This window comes from Undibacterium sp. Di27W (genome assembly GCF_049340345.1).
Taxonomy (GTDB): domain Bacteria; phylum Pseudomonadota; class Gammaproteobacteria; order Burkholderiales; family Burkholderiaceae_D; genus Undibacterium.
On sequence record NZ_JBMPOS010000001.1, the window covers coordinates 22,569 to 41,760 of the forward strand.

Below are 19,192 nucleotides of genomic sequence, written 5' to 3' on the forward strand. Positions count from 1 at the left end.
GCCAGTGTACCCTGTTGGCGTGATACAGGTGGAATGGGCTTTGTATCGATTTGCTACAATTTCCCGGCTTTGGTGCGCAACTTCACCACCTTAAATATAGGTCAGGGCTTGTCCACTTCTTCAATCTTGAATGCAATCTTGCGGTCAGAGCCCGCTACGGTTTTGTTTTCTATCGGTGCTGACATCATGATGGCATAGCTTTTCCCCGCTTCCAGGTGACGTGTCAACACTGCGTCTGCATAGCTATAAGAAACTCCACTGTTATACCTGAACGCAAATTTGTGTATACCCTCAGGCAAAAACACCTGATGCAAGGTTGAATTAGCTGCACCTGAATTTTGCAAGAATGCCTTGTTATCAATCTCCGTCACTTTGAGCGCATGAGAGAACTTGATATTCGCCATTTTTTGTGGCGAGTCAGTTTCGGCTACGCCAAGATAATACCGGTTACCAACCGCGCAGGCGCTGACAGTCATCGCCAGCAAGGCTGTTAACATTATTTTTATATTCATTACTTTTATATTCGATAGATGCATTTCTTTATTCTTCATCACCAGGCGCTATATTTCGTTAGTAATTGGTCTTGGTTTTTCTGTTGGCAATGGTAGCATTCCAAGGTTTACTGCTCCAGCTCTCTTTTTCTAATTCGCAAAAGAATTTTATATCCAGGTGTGACAAGCATGGGTAATACCGCGCTGCATGGTCAGCAACAAGGTTTCGTCACTGGCTGGCGAATATTAACCCCCGCAACCACCGCCACAGCCACCACCGCAACTGCTGCCGCAGCCAGATCCACCCCCATCGCCGCCACTGCTGTCGGCGCTGCTGCCGCCACAACTGCTGCCGCCACATGAAGAACCGGATTTGGCTGCCTGGGCTTGCCTACTCAGCATTTCTTCATAAACCAGAGCAGTGATCAAGCCAGCGGCCAATAACTGGCTGGCTTCAAAGCTTGCAGGGTAGTGAGGTTTTCCTTTAGCTAAGCCGCGTGCATTCATATCCTGGAAACCTATGCTGACGGTGTTGCCAAAATAGGCGTAACCGTGGGGCATGCGCAATTGGCGATCCAGGGCAAACAGGCGAGGGACAGACGGCCTGCCTGGCCATATACCTTCCGCTCTTTGCGCGGTGACCAGACAATTGGCCAAGGCGACGTCGATACCGCTAGCCATATTTTCTGCTTCTACATGGGGTATGGTGCTACCAAAGTGTTTGCCGCAGAAATTATCCAGATTGATGGATGACCAACTGTTCCAGGCATGCCAGACAGAGTCTGCTGCCTTTGAAGGCAGGGCACAAGCCAGCTTACTGCGGCTGATGCAACTGAAAAACATCATCAAGCCTTCTGCCGCTCGGGTAAAAAAAACGGCATCACTAGGGATGCCGGGAAATTCATCTTTTGCTGTTGCCTGCCAATGCAAGAATACTGCATTTGGTATATCAACTAACTGACGCCTGTAGTCGGAAAATTTAGTAATATTCCTCGCCCGCATCATTTGGTATTTTTGTTTTAATTTACTTAACATCGTCTTTAATCCCCTTTTCTCTTTTGTTTTAGTGATTTCATCTTAGAGGGGATTTATGACAAATGCATGACAAAAATGATGAGGGGAAATACGTATATGGTTTATCTCCGACTTAATAGAAAATTCTCTTTTATGCCTTGGCTAGAACCGCGGGCGCTATGACTTTGTGTGCTGGCCCGACGAAAAACATATACGCTCGCCCCAAATTATTGTGTACATGCACGACGGTGCTGAGTGCAATGAAAGCCTGACCATCCCTGCTTTGTTTGGATACCGATACCTTGACATCCAGATGCTTGTCAGAATCGCAGAGTATGACTTCTTCTTCTGACTTGTACACCAGAGAAAATATCCCCGCCTTATCACCGACCTGGTAGGCTGCTGCAGGTTTGCTCTTGTTCAGCGTCTTCATCCCGCCCACATTTTTTAAGCCAAATAATGTCACCACGCGATTACGTATGCCCATCAAGGCATTCACCCAGTCTGGCGTTTTGGCAAAAGTATCCATATAGATTTGCATGGCACTCAAATCTGCGTGATTGAATGGCATCTGATAGCAATCGTAAAAGTAGGCGCCAGGTACATCTTCAGCGATTTTGCTGGATGCTGGAATTGCTGTTTCCGTGATCTTGTTTTTCATGCTACCTGTCCTTGGTTTACACGTATGTTCATCAATGCAATTGCTGCAGGCATGGCCAGCCAAAAACCTGATATGGGTATCAGTATGACCGCAAAGATGCAGCAGAGCAGGATACCCCAACCCAGCATATAGGCTTCGGTAAAATCAGGCTTGCGCTCCAGGCTGTTGATAGTCATGCCCAATAACAAAAACGGAATGCCAAACAACAAGAACCAGGTCGCTGCCGACCGTAAAGGGTCACGATTGACGGTATTAAATACCCCACGCTCCAGCATGCCCATAAAGACGGGACCAAAGAATAGTATGGCAGCGATGGTATGCAGCGCAGCGACAGCGATCAGATAATGACCTATCCAGATTTTCCGGGTCTTAGTTGGTATTGCCATGCTTTTCTCCTTCTGTAGTCCAGGCTATTTCAGTCCACGCTATTTCAGTCCACGCTATTTCAGTATTAACGACAGCCCCCATTTTCTTGAGCATATTCATCAACCCCAGGTAGGCGCGATCAAAATAAGGCACATCTTCATGCCAGCCCGCCAGAATGCCTGACAGCAGCTTGCTATGTTCTGCATTGATGCTCTTGGGGTAGGGTGATTTATCTCTGAAGTCAAACTGCTTGCTTTGAAATGCTTCCATCTTCCAGGCATGCAAATCAGCAAGTGCGGTCATGACACTATGGTCAAATTCATCTTGCGTGACCGCATCAGAAAACAGGCCCAGATCGATATAAGCCAGGCGCAAGAGGCGATTGCGCTCTATTTCGTCCTTCATCAACAGGGCGCGCCAGCTACGTGCCATGGCATCACAAAAACGGTAAGACATTTTATTGGTACAACCAAAGTCCAGCACCGCCAAACGCCCATCTGACATGAACAAAAAATTGCCAGGATGCGGGTCTGCATGCACGCGGCCCAGTTCACAAACGCTGTACCAGAACCAGTCAAACAGCAATTGCCCAAAGTGATTGCGCTGGGCATGGTCAGGTGCTGTTGCCAGCCAGGCATCCAGGTGCAGGCCTTCGATTTTTTCCATCGTCAAGACCCGCGCGCTTGACAGCTCATCCAGGCATTTGGGGATGACGATGCCAGGCAAATTCACATTGGCATGAAACCAGTTGAGTTGCATGGCCTCATGCTCATAATCGAGTTCTTCCCCCATCTTGACTTCCAGCTCACTCATGAAGCGGTCTATCACTTCTTTGCGCGGCAAGATGGTATTGCCCATGGCCAGGGTCTGAAAAATGCCACGCAACATGCGCAAATCACTGCCTATGGCAGCGGCTATGCCAGGGTATTGCACCTTGACAGCCAGTTGCTGGCCATTAGCCAGCTGCGCATGATGGACCTGGCCCAGGCTGGCTGCGGCAAAAGCATGTGCATCAAATTGCGCATACAAATGTTCTGGTGCCATGCCAAATTCACGCTGAAAGACTTTATGTATCAGGGCTCGGTTCAGCGGTGTGACCTGGTGGCAGCCCTTGGCCAGTTCGCGACGTATGCCTTCTGGTAAAAAGTCAGCTTCCATACTCAGCAATTGCGATACCTTGAGAGCACTGCCTTTTAACTGATTAAGGGCCTTGAAAAGTATGCGGCCCAGCTCGGTTTCATGCCTTTCTTGCGCAGCCTGCTTGTCATCATCGCTACGCAACATCTGGCGCGCCTTGTGCCTCAGCTTGCTGGCTCCGGCATGCGCCAGGGCCAGGCCAGTGATAGTGCTTCTACCCAGCTTGCTGGCAGGTGGTGCCTTGTTCATCGCACATCCCCCAGGCCACGTCCCAATCCATTCTGCACCAGCTTGACCATCTCCAGCAAACCAGAGCCATTTTGCATGATGCGCGACAATTGGTTACGCAGCATGAAGCTGGCCAGCTCAGATATTTTATTGACGATGCCACTCTTCAAAGCCATCACCAGTATCGCCAGCGTCATATCCACCAATTGCGTGCTATTCGAGAATTCGTCTGATTCATCCTTGAGCCAGTAAGCGATAACAGCAAACAGATAATCGCCAAACAAACCGCTGATCAGATTCTTGAAGTCACAAGGCGCGATATCGCCACGCTGTTCTGCCTCTTCCAGCAAGTTAAGAATTTCCAGCTTCAGGCTTTGCTGGCCAGGCATATTGTCACGCATCATCAAGAGCGGCGATTTGCCAAAAATATCGCGTGTGATTTCTACAAATTCACGGTCACCGAGCAAAAGTTCCAACAAGGCATCAACCAGCCTTTGCAGTTTTTCTTGCAGGGTGAACTCGTCCCACCCCGGCGTTTCTTGCGCGACTTCCAGCGTGATTTCTATGCTCAACTCATAATAAGCCAGCAGGATTTTCTCCTTGCTGGGGAAATACTTGTAGATCGTCGCATCACCTATACCCGCCTCACGGGCAATCTGCTTCATGGTCGCGGCGTCATAACCTTTTTCAGTAATCAGATCAACGGCAGTACGTATCAGTGTGCGCCGGGTTTGCTCTTGCTGGGACTTGGAAGTTTTCATAATCGAGACCAACTTCTATAAAAATGGTGATTGAGTTCCATTAATATATACATGGTTTCGTTAAATAACAAGGTTTACTTGTTTAATGGCGGGTTTGTGTTGATTGAGAGGGTGGAGCGTAGAGGATGTGTACGTTGGGCTACGGGGTATCAGCTCAACACTCAGCGTTTAAATAGCGTATACGTTTGCAGCGCGTAGGTTGGGCTACGGGGTATCAGCCCAACACTGGGCGTTTAAATGACGTATACGTTTGCTGAGGCCCAGTGTTGGGCTGATGAAGCGTAGCCCAACCTACGAAAAGCCCAACCTACGAAAAGCCCAACCTACGAAAAGCCCAAACTACAAGGCACTATACCGCTACCTCACCGCCCACCACCCCGGCAACAAAGCCCGCACATCCCCACGCGCAAAGCGGTCATCAATCAAATAGAGCACACCCTTGTCATCAGTCTGCCGTATCACCCGCCCCGCAGCCTGCACCACCTTTTGCAAACCAGGGTAAAGATAAGCATAGTCATACCCCGCCCCAAATATTTTATCCATGCGCAGTTTGATCTGTTCATTGATGGGATTGAGTTGCGGCAAGCCCAGCGTCGCGATAAAAGCCCCAATCAGGCGAGCGCCAGGCAAATCTATACCTTCACCAAATGAGCCGCCCAGCACGGCAAAGGCTATCCCCTGGCTATCCTCAGTAAATTGCGCCAGGAAATCTTCGCGATCAGTTTCATGCATACGCCGGGTTTGCAAACGCACAGGTATATCAGGATGCGCATTGATGAAGCTGCTGCTGACCTGCTCAAGGTAATCAAAGCTGCTAAAGAAGGCCAGATAATTACCCGGCTGCGCATGATATTGTCGCGCCATTAAGGCGACGATAGGCGCAACAGAGCGCGCACGATCGGCATAACGGGTTGAGACACTATCCACCACATGCACCTGCAACTGATCCGCAGAGAAGGGCGACTCCACATCCACCCAGGCCGTGCCTTCTGGCAGACCAAGAGTATCGCAATAATAATTCCAGGGACTGAGCGTGGCCGAGAACAGCGCTGTTGTATGGCCGGTCGCAAAACGCGGTGTCAGGAAAGCAGCAGGCACGATATTGCGTATGCAGAGCGTCGATGTACCATGCGCTTTGCTGATATCAAATATTGAATGATCAGCAAAGCTTTCTGCCAGACGGTTGAACAGCAAGGCATCCAGATAAAACTGCTGTAAATATGGCGCTAACTGGCTGGGGTTGTCAGCAAAGTAAAGACCAATTTCTGTGCATAGCCGCGTCAACGCAGTCAGGAGTTTTTCTGATATCTCGGCATGAGGCTGATAATCAGCTTCCTGCTCTTTTTCCAGTTGCAGCCATGTGCGATGCAAGCTATCCAAAGGCTTTTTGAGCGCTGGCGGCGGCGCTTTTCTTAAACGCTTCAGGCTGTCACGCTGCAACTCAGCGCTATACATCTGGCGCGCCCGCGTCACCATATTGTGCGCCTCGTCCACCAGCACAGCGACACGCCAGTTATTCACTATCGTTAAGCCATGCAACAAAGCATACAGATCAAAATAATAGTTATAGTCACCTATGATGACATCCGCCCAGCGTGCCATTTCTATGCCCAGGTAATAAGGACAAACCTGGTGTGTCAGGGCGACGCTGCGCAAGCCCTCTTTATCCAGCAATTGCTGTTCAGCAGCTGCAGCACGCGCAGCAGGCAGACGATCATAAAAGCCTTTGGCGAGTGGGCAGGCATCGCCATGACAAGCGGCTTCAGGATATTCACATGCCTTGGTTTTTGCCACAAGCTCCAGCCTGCGCAAGCCGAGGCTGGGTGTACTGTTTTGGATATTGCCGAGCGCATGCAAAGCCAGTTGTCGCCCCGACGTTTTTGCTGCAAGATAAAAAATCTTGTCCAGCTTGTGCTCTGCCGCAGCCTTTAACAAGGGGAACAAAGAGCCTATGGTTTTGCCTATACCCGTCGGTGCTTGCGCCAGCAGGCAACAGCTGCGCTTGCTGGCCTTGTACATCGCTTCAGCCAGTTGCCTTTGACCGGGTCTGAACGTCGCATGCGGAAACACCATGCCCATCAAGGCTAGATCCCGCGCAGCACGATGTACCACTTCCTGCTCTGCCCAGGCAATAAAGCGGCCACACAGCAAAGCAAAAAAATCTGACAATTCAGCAGCCAGCAACTCTTGCTGCAGCACCGTTTCTTTCTGGCTTTGTATATTGAAATACACCAGCGCCACACTGATCTTTTGCAAGCCCAGTTTCTGACATAGCAAATGCCCATACACCTTGGCCTGTGCCCAATGCAGATGCCTGTGATTATCTGGCATGGCATGCAAATCACCCAGGTAGGTTTTGATTTCTTCTATCTGCTGCAAGTCAGGGTCATAACCGTCGGCGCGGCCACGCACATGCAAGCCGCCATGCTGGCCTTCCAGCTTCACTTCACGCTGATAACTGCTGTTTCTGCGCAGGGCCACTGTCGCATGCCCGGCCATGCCTTGCTCGGCTGTGGGTGAGGGTGTAAAACGCAAATCCAGATCACCTTGCTTGGCCGTGAATTCGCACAAGGCACGCACGGCGACGGTATAGCTGGCTGTGCCTTCAGCGTTCACTGCTCAGCCTCTTGCCATTCCAGGTAACAGACCGCCACAGGCATATCATGCGTGGCACAAAAGTCCAGCCAGCGTTTCTGGTTATCCTGCAGCTTATCTCCTGGCCCTTTGACTTCTATCATCTGGTAACGCTGCTCTTGCGGCCAAAACTGTATCAAGTCAGGAAAACCATTGCGGTTGGCACGTATATCGAGCAAGATGCGCTCGAAACTATGCTTCAAATGTTGAGCAGGTATGCAGGCCAGCGCCATCTCCAGCAAATCTTCAGACAGCGCACTCCAAAACACAAAGGGCGATTGCAAACCAGACTTGGCCGCATAAGTTTGCCGTATGGTCTGGTGATAAGCACCCGAGTCCAGCTGCGCAAAACAGGCAGCAAAATCATGCGCCCGCCGCGCCTGAAAATCGGCACTCAATAAATCTGCAGGCCCACGCTGGAAGGGGTGAAAAAACGCCCCCGGTATCGCCTTGAAAATCACAGGCCAGCACAACAAGCCAAACAGCGAATTGATGAGCGCATTCTCCACATAAAACACCGGCGCATCATCTGTGTGCAAATGATCCCGCACCACATATTCGACCACATAATCTTCTTGCGGGAAGGGCAGGCGCAAGCCCAGTTCTATCGGTGGCGTACTAGTCACTCTGGCGGCTTTGGCTAACCCCAGCTTGCGGGCAAGTCGCGGCGCAATACGCCTGATCTGCTGATGTTCTGCCTCACTCTCAGGCGCTTGTTGCGCCAGCGTCAGCAAATCATAGGCAGCCTGCGTCTGTTCGCTTTTCTCCAGCACACGTATGACCCGCAAGCGCGCACCCGGGTAAGTACAACCCCCATACACCTGCTGCGCCAGCACCCAGTCCTTTTGCTTTTCCAGATACTCACCAATCTGGTACAGCAAACGGTTACGGCGGCTGGCAATCCAGGCATTGTCCATGGCATGCAAGCCAGTCGCAGTCAATTGCGCTAGCACCTCAGGCACAGGCTGCTCCGCATGAAAAGCCTCACGACAGGCATGCAAAGCCAGATAAGCCTCAATATCCGCGCGACAGCCAAAACCACGTGAGGCTGCAGAAAACTCCACCTTCTCATACTGGAAAATACCCAGGTCAGACAACACAAACTCAGACCAGTCTTGATACAGATTGCCAAAAAATAGCAAACGCAAACGGTCACACAAATCCTTGTTCAGCACCTGGTAAGCCGCATCATCCACAGAATCAGAACACCATGCAGAAAACGCCTGGCTACTCGTATGCCGCAAACCAAACAATCCCAGTTGCTCAGCCTTTGCCAATTTCTTTTCAGCGGGCGTCATCGCCAACACCAGCGCCAGCTCAGGCTTTTGCAGCAAATCAAACAAGCCCGCAATATCAAGCACAGGATCAGCCTGCACCCAGCCCACATCCACCAGCACCTGCATGGCCGAACAGGTCTTACCAATCTCGCCATACAGCAGCTTGCTGGCCCTGAACACACAACCCTTGCGCATCACCATACGCACAAACAAAGCCCGCGACGCCTGAGGTAGGCTGCCAAACTGCGCAATAAACGCCTCTTCATCATCAGTCAGCAAATCTGCATAACGACCACCCACCCAGTCCAGCACAGCCTGGAAGTTTTCAAGGTAGTAAAAGGGATGTTCCAGATTGGCAAGCATGGGGCAGGGGGAGCGTTTAAATGACTGTATATGCATACAGTTTAACGCAATGTGGCAGGAAGGGTAAACGAGAACTGCGAGCAATTCCGTCAGTATTGAAGCTGCAACGGTTAAAATACCGCCACATACTCCTTTCCCATCAAGGGAAAGGCAGGGATAGGGATGGGTTTCTATCGCAGACCCAGTAGCAATTTAACTACTACCCCCCCACCCAAACGCCAAAGAAGACAAAAAAATGAACAAAGCCGAAGCCATCCAAATCGCCAACGATTCCCTGCAAGCCAACGTCCTCAACGAAGGCAACACCCAATTCTCCCAAGTCGTCCGCTATGGCAACGACGAAGGCTGGTGGCTCAACATCCCCCTGACCAACTTCAGAAAAGAAAACCACTTCCTCATCTGCAGCGAAAAAGCCAAAATCATCCGCCACCTGATGATCAAAGCCAACAATATCCTCAGCCCCGCCACCAAGTTCCGCGTCAAGGACGGCATCGCCGACATCTTCATCTCATCCGCCAACCCCAAACGCCTGACCGATGTGCTGCAAGGTGGTAGCAAGTACAGTTTTAACAAGCATTTGGTGGATGAGCATAGGTATTGATATTGGCAAGCGATAAGTAAAATAAAAAATGCGCCTGATGAAAAGGCGCATTAAGAATTATTTATTTGATACTTGAAAGCGTTCTTTCAGCCGATCTATTGTAGTGCGCCATTTCGGCGTGGTTGGCTTACATACAGTATTTTGATTGCCAAACAAGCCAATTTCTTGCACAGCCTGATTCAGAGGAAATGTCTTTATCCAATTGACCGGTACAAAATATTCGCTTCTTTCAGGATCATTTGTATAGGCTGCGTGATAATTACCATTTTTTGCAACTTCAAGGATATTTCTCTCGCCTTCTGGCGTATTCACTTTGAAATCACTTGCCGCCTGCATGTGACCTGTCACGATGCCTACGCCGACGTATCCAGAGCCCGGGACATTGGCCCAGATTCTATCCCCGGGATTAAGTTGCTTTATTGTTCTGCTATACCAGGCACCACCGCCACCGCAGATGAAGCCGTACTTGACTGCATCGCTCCATGATCGGGTAGCACTGTCACCAAAGGAATGATAGTACTCACCATTCCATGGTTCTGCCTCACCAATCGGCGTAACGGTCACTTGCGCTAACAATGGGTCACGCAACCATGCACGACTGATTAACTGCTCGCCATCGATTGAGAATACCTGGAAACACAAAACGTTAATTGCAATATCTCTGTCACTGAGATAATTGATAATACGCTCGCTACTCTCATCCAGTGAACCTGCAACAATCACAATCTGGTGATTGTCGTTGATAGTGTCTTCTTCCAGTTCATGGCCAAAATAGTTTTTAAATTCATTTGCCAAACTTTTACCAGGGGCGAAGCGGTTGTAAATGCCAGCAATGTCATCTGAAGTCAGAGTCTGTACCCAGGCTGCATAATCGAGTGCCTGAGCAACAACTTCACGTGGTGTGCGGTTTCGTTTAATCTCTATGAGTACTAAGGCACCATCAGGTGCGATGGCCAGCAAATCAATGCGACCACCAAAGCCAGTCGACTCTTGCCGCCCGATCAATAGCCATTCATCTGACAACAATTTGGGTGAAGAGACTATCATTTCTTCCAATAATTGTTCGCTCTCCAATACAGATTCGACCAACTGTTGTGGTTGCTTACCTACTTTCCATAATGCAGTCCGTATACTCATTCTTGTCCTATTTATTTGGCTAGTATTTTTCTATCTGTTATTGATGGTGATTTTCATCACGGCGCTGGTCGCGTCAATAAATCAAAAATCACCTTCGCAAAACCGGCATTGCGTTTAGGGTCAGACAATAACTGCATCATCTGAATTTGATGCACTTCACTGCTATCCAAAATTGCATCATCTACAGCTTTGGAAAAATCACCCAACATGGCTTGTTCTGCGCTGTTGTTGGCTATCTGTTGCATGACGATAGAATTCTCCCTGACCTTGTCGCTGATGGTATAGGCGTAATTGACCATGTCCTGGTCACTTAACTGGTCGGTGATGAACAGCTCATTGAGTCTATGGACTATCTGCGACAAGAACTCAGTTTTCTTGTCCTTAGCCTTGGCTGTGCCTGCGCCTTCGCCCGGCACTAACTGGTATTCTTCCTGGTCTTCTTTCAGCAGCAAATGCTGCTGGCGGATTTTGGATACGCGATAGTGGCTCAGAGAGATAGTCGATAAATCGATATCATCTTCATCGGTGATGGTTTCTCGCAGCATGGGGCGCAGGTTGCGGGCGTACAGGCTGAGTTTTTCCAAATCCTTGTCGTCGTAATCAACGATTTGCGACATGAACTCATAAAAACGCACGAAAGTGCCCAGGTCTTTTTTGAAAATCTCCAGTGCGTCCCTGGCTTTCTTGCAGTCTTTAAGACTGTTTTCAGCATTGGCAATCAGAACCGCGTCATTGAACTTCTTTGTGCGTTCAAACATTTCCTTGGCTTGCTTATAAGCCTCTACCGCATGCTTATATCGTTTTTGCCAGCGCTCTACCGCTGGTTTGCAGATATTGGCTATGGCGGCATTACTCTTGCTTTGTACAAAGAAGGCTTTGCAGAATTGTTCAACTTCTGTCCAGGTGAAAATGTCCGCAGTACGCAATTTATCAAATAGATCAAAAATCAGATTGGGGTTGGATACATCTGCCAGTTCTGCCGTTTGAAAGTAAGGCCGGAAGGAGGAAAGGATATCTTCAGGGTCATTAAAAAAATCCAGAACAAAAGTGCCAGTTTCTTTTTTGCCTGGGTAAGTGCGGTTCAGACGTGATAAGGTTTGCACACATTCCACACCACCCAGTTTTTTATCCACATACATGGCGCATAACTTGGGCTGGTCAAAGCCTGTTTGAAACTTGTTGGCGACGATCATGAGCTGATAGTCATCCGTATCAAAAGCCTTGCGCATGTCGCGGCCTTTTAAGGCCGGGTTCATATTCGATTCTGTGAATTTTTGATCCAGCAGCGCTTCGATATTCGGGTCCTTGTCGTTAAACTCTACCTCGCCTGAGAACGCGACCATTGCCCGTATCTTTTGATAGTCAGGCTCGCTTTCACTTTTCTTGGCAATATAAGTGTCAAAAGACTTTTTATAGCGCACAGCTTCTTTGCGTGAACTGGTCACGACCATGGCCTTGGCTTGCCCACCCAATAAGCCCATCACATGCGTTTTAAAATGCTCGACGATGATCATGACCTTTTGGCTGATGTTGTGATCGTGCAGGCGCACCCACTGGTTGAGTTTGACCGTGGCTTTTTTGCTTTCTACCTGTTGATCAGCATCGTTGATACGCATGGCGAGGTTGTATGCCACTTTGTAATTGGTGTAGTTCTGCAATACATCCAGGATAAAACCTTCTTCTATCGCCTGGCGCATGCTGTAAACATGGAAGGCAGCAGGCTTATTGGTTTTTGAAGCCTGTTCGTCAGGGCGAGGGCGGCGGCCAAATAATTCCAGCGTCTTGGTTTTTGGCGTCGCAGTAAATGCCAGATAGCTCAGGTTTTTGGAAGCACGGCGTGAGGCAACCGCCGCATCGATGATATCGTCAGAGGTGATTTCGTCTTCATCACTGACACTGCCATCCACCATCAAGACTTCTTTTAACTTGCGCGCTGTTGAGCCGGTTTGTGAAGAATGCGCCTCATCTGCAATGACTACATAATTACGCTCTTTCAGACTCACACTGTTTTCTATCGCCTGCAAAACAAAAGGGAAGGTCTGTATCGTCACGATAATAATCGGCTGTGAACTTTCCAAAGCCTTGGCCAATTTTTCTGATTTGGAACCATCACCTTCCTGGTTATTGATGCGGCCAACCACGCCATCGGTATGTTCAAACTGGGCAATCGTGTCTTGCAATTGCGCATCCAGCACAGTACGGTCTGTCACTACAATCACAGAATGAAATTGCTTGTTGCCCCGTTCATCATACAAAGACGATAACTGGTGCGCGACCCACGCAATCGAATTTGATTTGCCTGAACCCGCGCTGTGCTGTATCAGGTATTTATGCCCCGGCCCTTCGGTACGAGCTGCATCCAATAATTTATTCACCACATCCCACTGGTGATAACGCGGGAAAATCAGGCTTTCTTTTTTATACTTGCGGCCTTCCCAGTCTTCTTTTTCTTCTATCTGCAAATGCACATAGCGGCCCAAAATCTTTAGCAAATTGTCGGGCAATAAGACTTCATTCCACAAATAGTCAGTGGCATATTGCGTGACATCTTCAGGCACATCATTGCCAGCGCCACCATCATGCGTACCCTTGTTAAAGGGCAAGAAGAAAGTATCTTCACCTTCTAGCCGGGTCGTCATATAGACTTCATACTGGCTCACCGCAAAATGCACCAGTGCACCACGTTTGAAAGTCAGCAGTGGTTCTGGTTTTTTGGTGATGGGGTCAACAGGCAAACGCGTAGTGCGGTATTGGCGCATGGCATTGTGCACTGCCTGTTTAAATTCAGACTTCAATTCCAAAGTCGCAACTGGTATGCCATTGACGAACAAGACCAGATCAATGCGCCAGGCTTTTGCTTTTGCATTGCTTGCCTCATCCGTACCCGTAGCGTCGTCATTCCCGCGCAGGCGGGAATCCAGCGGCGTAGCATCCGTCTCCTTCACCCAGGGACTGTAAACCAATTCCGGCACTACACGCAAACGGTTCTGCTTATAACGCGCCAAGGTATCCGGGTTTAAATCATGTTCAGGCGCAAACTGGCAAAGCGAAAAGCGCGTACCCCGGTCTTTCAGTTCATGTCTTAAGACACCCAGAGTGCCAAAGGTACGCATCTCTTTATTCGCCGCATTCGGGTCAGACTTGTTGAGCTGCTGCGCCAGCCGCTCCAGAAATTTTTGCTCAGGCTGCACCGGATACAAGGCACAAAACTTTTGCCATTGCTCGTCTTGCGTGTCTCTGACAAAACCTAGCACATCTTCAGGATACAAAGCTAGTTCACGATTGTAATGCTCCGCCTTGCCGAGCAGCCAGCCATTGGCCACGAGCTGGCGGATCATGTCGTTTTGAAAGGTCAGTTCGTTGGCTTTGCTCATAAAGAGGTTCTCTGGTGGAGTCTTGGTTTAATCAAAGGCTATCAGGCGGCTAAGGCTGTGTCGCTGTGTGCTTGCCAGTCGCGCACGTCGATTTTTCCTGTTACGGCTGCGGAGATTAGGGCTGTGCGGCGTTCTTGTAATAGCATATATGAGACTTCGCATTCATTGATTAATCTATCAAAAGTGGGAATCTTTGACTCAATAAATTCGACTATTTTGAGTGCTTCATCCTTAACTGGAATTGGAAAAGATAAATTAGCTAAGGTGCCTAGTCCCAATGTTTGCTGCGTTCCAAATGTCCAAGACAACTTAAAGGCATCGCGAACATGCACTGACTGAAGTAAGTAAAAAACGAATTTTGATGGGACATCATTTTTTGTTCTGATTGTAGCCAGTGGCACCCAAACGTTAAACGCCTCGTCCGTCTCAACAATTGCAACAGTGCCAGTGGTTGCACCTAGTTTAACAACTAAAATATCCCCGCGTTGAGGGCAATAGCGCTTGGAAAATAGTTGATGATCTTCTTCCGAAATATACCCCCATTTTTTCTCAAAATTTATATATCCCTGTGAGACGGCTTCTGCCGAAATAAACGGAATGCCTTCTTCCCTTCTGGTGGGGGTTAGATGTGGTCCATCAATAATTGGTGCGGATACTAAATACTTCAACGATGCAACTTTCCAATGCGACGGCACTTCGCCCAACCACTCCACGTCAGAGTCGCGCATGGGGGCGTTGGGGTTGAGGCCTTTGGTGACGGCATGACTAATCACCGCCTGCCGTTTTTCTTTCAGTAGTTTGATCAACTCTTGCTGCTTCGCGATCAGGGTATCGATCTTGGCGGTTTCGTGGTCGAGGAAGTTGGCGATGGTTTTCTGCTCTTTTATCGAGCCGACGGGAATATGAAGATTTTCGATTACTCCCATTCCGATATTTGGTTGAGTACCTTGACTCCAAGATAATTCAACACTCGTCTTAAAGTAATCCGCACACATCGAATAGAAAATAAAACGAGGTAAAACTTTATATTTATCAGAACGTATCAACGCTAGTGGCGACCAAATATTGAATTCTTCAGTCGTCTCAACGATAGCTATGTTCCCAGTTGTGTTTCCTGACTTGATCATAAAAACATCGTCAAGTTGCGGTAGACATTTTTTACTATAGACTTCGTGCAATGCTCTCGTAATACAGCCACGCTTTTTCGTGAAGTCTAACTTATTATTCTTTATCGCCTCTGCGGAGAGAAATGGCACTCCTTCATCAACAAATTCCGGAGTTTCGTGTGGCCCATCAGTAATTCTAATAGCAACTAGATATTTCAATGGCGCACGCTTCCAATCCTTGGGAAGAATATCCAACCATTTACTCTTTGCGTCCTTATACTCAGGATATGCCTTATACCGACTCATACCCCATCCTCCTGCGCCAGATTCATCAGATAAAACTCATGCAGCTTCGCTTGCAGCAGTTTTTTATCGGGCAGTTGTGTCTGGTATTCAGCAATCATGGCGGGGGAAAGGCTACGGCTCAGTGCATATTCAACGACTTCATCATCTTTGCTCGCGCACAGCAGTACGCCGATGGCGGGGTTTTCGTGTGGCTTTTTGTGGTCGCGGTCCAGGGCTTCCAGGTAGAAATTGAGTTTGCCCAAGTGTTCTGGCTCAAATTCGGTAATCTTCAATTCGACCGCCACCAGCGAATTAAGCCCGCGGTGATAAAACAAAAGATCAAGTTCAAAATCTCGCCCACCTACCTGCACAGGGAATTTGGAACCAACGAAACAGAAGTCACTTCCAAGTTCAGTTAAAAAACGTCCTAAGTTGTTGAGCAAGCTGTTATGCAAATCTCCCTCGGAATGCTGTTTCGGTAAACCCAGAAATTCAAGAAAGTAACTGTCTTTAAACGCTTGCTCTGCCTGCGGCTGCGATTCTCTCAACACCGTTGAGAGTTTTGGTGCTTGCGTTACTACACGAGCAAACAATTGCGTATCTATTTGGCGAGAAACTTCTCGAACTGACCACCCCTCTTTTTTCGCCATGCGCAGGTAAAATTCGCGCTCTTCCGGCAATTTACTGCCGCTGAGAATATGCAAATGAGAAGACCATGACAATTCTCTCAACAGTGTTGAGAGTTTTGGCGTGTTGCAATAAGTGTCATAAAACTGGCGCATGCGCCAGATGTTTTGCGCTGAAAATCCACGTTGACCCGGTTGTCTTAGCTGAATATAGTCTGCTAAGGAACTCACTGTTGCTTTGCCCCAAGTGTTCGCCTCTATTTTTTTGCTGACGTATTCACCGACTGCCCAATACAGATCGACCAATTGGGCATTGACGGTGCGATCAGCTTTTTGTCGTGCCTCGCCAATCAGACGTACCACCTCGGCGAAATCCTTATCGCTTTCTTGACTCTTTATTATTTTGCTCATGAATGTACCTCTTGCAACAGCTTCATGATCTCTGCACTGACTGCATCCAGATCCGCATCAATCTCAGTCAGATCACGCGGTGGCTGATATTGGTAGAAATGGCGGTTGAACGGAATTTCATAGCCGACGATGCCGATTTGTTGGTCTTTATCATCTTTTTTGCTGGCATCTATCCAGGCGTCTGGCACGTGCGGTTGTACTTCTTTTTTGAAGTAGGCTTCGTTGATCTCGTTGACTGTTTTGGATGGAGCTAGGGCGACGTTTTCAAAATCACGCAGGTCGCCATCGGCTTTGTATTCTATGGTTTTGCCATCCACGTTAAACAGGCCGTAGATAGCGTCGGCCTTGGTTTTGTGGATTTTTTTGATGACGGGCAGGGCGGCTGGGTTTTTCCAGCTCACTGCGGCTTCGATGGCTTTTTTGTCTTTGGCGTCCAGGCTGATGTTGGCCAGCTTGGCTGCTTTGGCAATGGCGTCGTCGTAGTCGTTCATGTCATCAAACTGTGACTTGCCTATCTGCGCTTGCAGGGCCTGGGCTTTGAGCATGCTGGCTTTGGCGCTTAACCAGGTATCACGATTGAGCAGGTCTTTGATTTGCTTTTCTTTGAGGTCGGTAAAATGGGTTTTGATATAACGGCGTATCGTATCTTCATGCTGGCCAAGCTCGCCATAGTGCAGGCAATCTGGCACATCGCTCCAGATAGCGCCTTGCAGAGTGGCGAACTCTGCGTATGCCCATTGCATGATGCTGTTCAATGCACCTGATTCAAAGCGCAGCGTGGCGACGCGTTCATCAGAGAATTGGTAAGACTGTCTTAGCGGGCGCTCAATCGTAATGCGACGGTAGCCAAATTCATGGGTCTTGAAAATCTTGGCGGCAAAGGTTTTGGCTGCTTCAGTCTTTGGGTTTGCCGATTGTCTGCCGCGATTACTTTTTTGTTCGGCGGGCTTGTCGAGTTCACGCGCATCAATCGCTTCAAAATCACCGAAGCAGCGAATGATGGTGGCGATGTCTTCGGCACTCATTTCATTGCGCTTGCTGCCTAATGACTTGCGCATTTTGCTGTAGAGGTTGCTGCCGTTGATCAGTTGTACCAGACCCTTTTTCTCGTCCGGCTTTTTGTTGGACAGTATCCATACATAAGTGGCGATGCCTGTGTTATAGAACATATCAGTCGGCAGGGCGACGATGGCTTCCAGTAAATCCGCTTCCAGAATATAGCGGCGGATTTCAGATTCGCCAGAACCTGCGCCGCCTGTGAACAGGGGTGAGCCATTGAGGATAATGCCTATACGGCCACCGCCATCCTTAACGTCGCGAAGCTTGCTGATGAGGTGTAGCAGGAACAGCAAAGAACCATCTGATACACGGGGCAGGCCTGCGCCGAAGCGACCATCATAGCCTTTTTCATTGTGTTCTTTGACGATGTCTTCTTCTATCTTCTTCCAATCAACACCAAAGGGGGGATTGGATAGCATGTAATTAAAACGCTCGCCATACAGTTGATCGTTCGATAGGGTATTGCCAAGCTTTATGTTTTTGACCTCTTGCCCTTTGATCAGCATGTCTGCTTTACAGATTGCATAGCTTTCGGGGTTAAGCTCTTGTCCAAAGGCGACCATTCTGGCTTCACGATTCAACTCATGCACATATTCCATGCCAGATGACAAGAATCCGCCCGTACCTGCGGTCGGGTCATAGATGGTGCGAATCGTGCCAGGGGTGGTCAATGCTTTATCGTCTTCTGTAAATACCAGCGAGGTGGTCAGGCGTACGATATCGCGTGGGGTGAAGTGTTCACCCGCTGTTTCATTTGAACCTTCGGCAAAGCGACGTATTAGTTCTTCAAACACCAGGCCCATATCATGGTTGGATACGGCGCTGGTGCTAAGATCAATGGTACGTACTTTTTGCACGACCTTATAGAGCAAATTGGCGTCGTTGAGTTGACCGATAAACTCAGCAAAATTGAAGTATTCAAAAATCTCACGCGCATCTTTGGAAAAACTTTGAATATAACTTTCCAGATTGGCCTTGATGCCGTTTTCACCCAATTTGGACAAATCCATTTTGGAGGTGTTGAAAAAACTTAAGCCGCCAGTCGCACGCAGCAGCAATTTTTCTTGAGCCTCTTCAGGCAGCTTCATACTTTCTATTTTTTGCTGCTCTGTCAGTACGGCTTCTTTGCTGGCTTCCAATACACACTCCAAGCGACGCAATAAGCAAAACGGCAAGATGATGCGACCATACTGACTCTGCTTGAAATCTCCACGGAGCAGATCGGCAATTGCCCAGGATTCAGTGGCGAGGTTATTTGATGTTTGTGTCATGGATGATTCTTTGTTCTTCAAAATCTGTGAGCAGAAGCAGTTGGAGCGTTGCTTGCATTTGTTTGATTTGTATCTTACCCGACTGGCAACTGGCTGCCTATGGGAATGCACTTGGCGTAGCTCAAAAAAAGCTATGAAAGAGGGAAAAGTAGAGAATGGAATTTGTTCGCCAAAAACCAAAAAAGCCCTTGAATAATCAAGAGCTTAATCAGTATTTGGTGCCGAGAGCCGGAATCGAACCGGCACGCCTTGCGGCGCGGGATTTTGAGTCCCGTGCGTCTACCTATTCCGCCATCTCGGCAACGCAGAACAAAATTATGACAGAGCCGTCAGGATTTTGCAAGTGGCTTGCCACTTTTGCTGTGTTTGCTGGTTTTGTTATTTTTGTTA

14 protein-coding genes and 1 tRNA gene are annotated in these 19,192 nt (G+C 48.7%); 1 reads left to right on the forward strand and 14 read right to left on the reverse strand.

Annotated features, from left to right (window positions below; genetic code table 11):
* Positions 1-101: 101 nt before the first annotated feature.
* From ACO0LF_RS00090 to ACO0LF_RS00125, 8 genes are all read right to left on the reverse strand, one after another.
* Positions 102-512, reverse strand: a complete 411-nt coding sequence (locus ACO0LF_RS00090) for a hypothetical protein (RefSeq protein WP_423010779.1) — start codon at positions 510-512, stop codon at positions 102-104.
* A 225-nt stretch (positions 513-737) separates the two neighbouring features.
* Complete coding sequence (locus ACO0LF_RS00095) at positions 738-1,526, reverse strand: hypothetical protein (protein WP_423010781.1); 789 nt, start codon at positions 1,524-1,526, stop codon at positions 738-740.
* Positions 1,527-1,656: 130 nt separating this feature from the next.
* Positions 1,657-2,166, reverse strand: a complete 510-nt coding sequence (locus tag ACO0LF_RS00100; protein ID WP_423010783.1) for a DUF2867 domain-containing protein — start codon at positions 2,164-2,166, stop codon at positions 1,657-1,659.
* Positions 2,163-2,552, reverse strand: a complete 390-nt coding sequence (locus ACO0LF_RS00105; protein WP_423010785.1) for a DUF6463 family protein — start codon at positions 2,550-2,552, stop codon at positions 2,163-2,165. The genes ACO0LF_RS00100 and ACO0LF_RS00105 overlap by 4 nt, the downstream gene beginning before the upstream one ends.
* Entirely contained in the window at positions 2,536-3,918 is a 1,383-nt protein-coding gene (locus ACO0LF_RS00110) for an ABC1 kinase family protein (protein ID WP_423010787.1), read from the reverse strand. The genes ACO0LF_RS00105 and ACO0LF_RS00110 overlap by 17 nt, the downstream gene beginning before the upstream one ends.
* On the reverse strand, positions 3,915-4,658 hold the full coding sequence (locus ACO0LF_RS00115; protein ID WP_423010789.1) for a TetR/AcrR family transcriptional regulator: 744 nt from the start codon (positions 4,656-4,658) through the stop codon (positions 3,915-3,917). The genes ACO0LF_RS00110 and ACO0LF_RS00115 overlap by 4 nt, the downstream gene beginning before the upstream one ends.
* A gap of 357 nt (positions 4,659-5,015) precedes the next feature.
* Positions 5,016-7,274 carry a helicase C-terminal domain-containing protein gene (locus ACO0LF_RS00120; protein WP_423010791.1) on the reverse strand — a complete coding sequence of 753 codons (2,259 nt, stop codon included), beginning with the start codon at positions 7,272-7,274 and terminating at the stop codon, positions 5,016-5,018.
* A complete protein-coding gene (locus ACO0LF_RS00125) occupies positions 7,271-8,968 on the reverse strand; it encodes a VRR-NUC domain-containing protein (RefSeq protein WP_423010793.1) in 1,698 nt (565 codons plus the stop codon). The genes ACO0LF_RS00120 and ACO0LF_RS00125 overlap by 4 nt, the downstream gene beginning before the upstream one ends.
* A gap of 199 nt (positions 8,969-9,167) precedes the next feature.
* Between ACO0LF_RS00125 and ACO0LF_RS00130 the strand changes: the two genes are divergently transcribed.
* Complete coding sequence (locus ACO0LF_RS00130; RefSeq protein ID WP_110257271.1) at positions 9,168-9,533, forward strand: hypothetical protein; 366 nt, start codon at positions 9,168-9,170, stop codon at positions 9,531-9,533.
* Between the two features lie 57 nt (positions 9,534-9,590).
* Here the strand turns inward: ACO0LF_RS00130 and ACO0LF_RS00135 are convergent, their stop codons facing one another.
* The 6 genes from ACO0LF_RS00135 to ACO0LF_RS00160 form a co-directional block, all read right to left on the reverse strand.
* Complete coding sequence (locus ACO0LF_RS00135) at positions 9,591-10,670, reverse strand: endonuclease NucS domain-containing protein (protein WP_423010795.1); 1,080 nt, start codon at positions 10,668-10,670, stop codon at positions 9,591-9,593.
* Between the two features lie 56 nt (positions 10,671-10,726).
* Positions 10,727-14,044, reverse strand: coding sequence for a type I restriction endonuclease subunit R (locus ACO0LF_RS00140; protein ID WP_423010797.1), 3,318 nt, complete (start codon positions 14,042-14,044; stop codon positions 10,727-10,729).
* A gap of 41 nt (positions 14,045-14,085) precedes the next feature.
* Entirely contained in the window at positions 14,086-15,456 is a 1,371-nt protein-coding gene (locus tag ACO0LF_RS00145) for a restriction endonuclease subunit S (RefSeq protein ID WP_423010799.1), read from the reverse strand.
* The gene (locus ACO0LF_RS00150) at positions 15,453-16,472 is read right to left on the reverse strand and encodes a PDDEXK nuclease domain-containing protein (protein ID WP_423010801.1); all 1,020 of its coding nucleotides are present in this window, start codon (positions 16,470-16,472) and stop codon (positions 15,453-15,455) included. The genes ACO0LF_RS00145 and ACO0LF_RS00150 overlap by 4 nt, the downstream gene beginning before the upstream one ends.
* Positions 16,469-18,802 carry a type I restriction-modification system subunit M gene (locus tag ACO0LF_RS00155; protein ID WP_423010803.1) on the reverse strand — a complete coding sequence of 778 codons (2,334 nt, stop codon included), beginning with the start codon at positions 18,800-18,802 and terminating at the stop codon, positions 16,469-16,471. The genes ACO0LF_RS00150 and ACO0LF_RS00155 overlap by 4 nt, the downstream gene beginning before the upstream one ends.
* 216 nt (positions 18,803-19,018) lie before the next feature.
* A tRNA-Leu gene (locus ACO0LF_RS00160) sits at positions 19,019-19,103 on the reverse strand.
* Positions 19,104-19,192: the final 89 nt, after the last annotated feature.

What these genes read in the sequence shown, in the direction of transcription:
- ACO0LF_RS00090 (WP_423010779.1), bottom strand. Translation starts at nt 512, where the DNA reads ATGAATATAAAAATAATGTTAACAGCCTTGCTGGCGATGACTGTCAGC.
- ACO0LF_RS00145 (WP_423010799.1), bottom strand. Translation starts at nt 15,456, where the DNA reads ATGAGTCGGTATAAGGCATATCCTGAGTATAAGGACGCAAAGAGTAAA.
- ACO0LF_RS00095 (WP_423010781.1), bottom strand. Translation starts at nt 1,526, where the DNA reads ATGTTAAGTAAATTAAAACAAAAATACCAAATGATGCGGGCGAGGAAT.
- ACO0LF_RS00135 (WP_423010795.1), bottom strand. Translation starts at nt 10,670, where the DNA reads ATGAGTATACGGACTGCATTATGGAAAGTAGGTAAGCAACCACAACAG.
- ACO0LF_RS00125 (WP_423010793.1), bottom strand. Translation starts at nt 8,968, where the DNA reads ATGCATATACAGTCATTTAAACGCTCCCCCTGCCCCATGCTTGCCAAT.
- ACO0LF_RS00100 (WP_423010783.1), bottom strand. Translation starts at nt 2,166, where the DNA reads ATGAAAAACAAGATCACGGAAACAGCAATTCCAGCATCCAGCAAAATC.
- ACO0LF_RS00110 (WP_423010787.1), bottom strand. Translation starts at nt 3,918, where the DNA reads ATGAACAAGGCACCACCTGCCAGCAAGCTGGGTAGAAGCACTATCACT.
- ACO0LF_RS00115 (WP_423010789.1), bottom strand. Translation starts at nt 4,658, where the DNA reads ATGAAAACTTCCAAGTCCCAGCAAGAGCAAACCCGGCGCACACTGATA.
- ACO0LF_RS00150 (WP_423010801.1), bottom strand. Translation starts at nt 16,472, where the DNA reads ATGAGCAAAATAATAAAGAGTCAAGAAAGCGATAAGGATTTCGCCGAG.
- ACO0LF_RS00105 (WP_423010785.1), bottom strand. Translation starts at nt 2,552, where the DNA reads ATGGCAATACCAACTAAGACCCGGAAAATCTGGATAGGTCATTATCTG.
- ACO0LF_RS00140 (WP_423010797.1), bottom strand. Translation starts at nt 14,044, where the DNA reads ATGAGCAAAGCCAACGAACTGACCTTTCAAAACGACATGATCCGCCAG.
- ACO0LF_RS00155 (WP_423010803.1), bottom strand. Translation starts at nt 18,802, where the DNA reads ATGACACAAACATCAAATAACCTCGCCACTGAATCCTGGGCAATTGCC.
- ACO0LF_RS00130 (WP_110257271.1), top strand. Translation starts at nt 9,168, where the DNA reads ATGAACAAAGCCGAAGCCATCCAAATCGCCAACGATTCCCTGCAAGCC.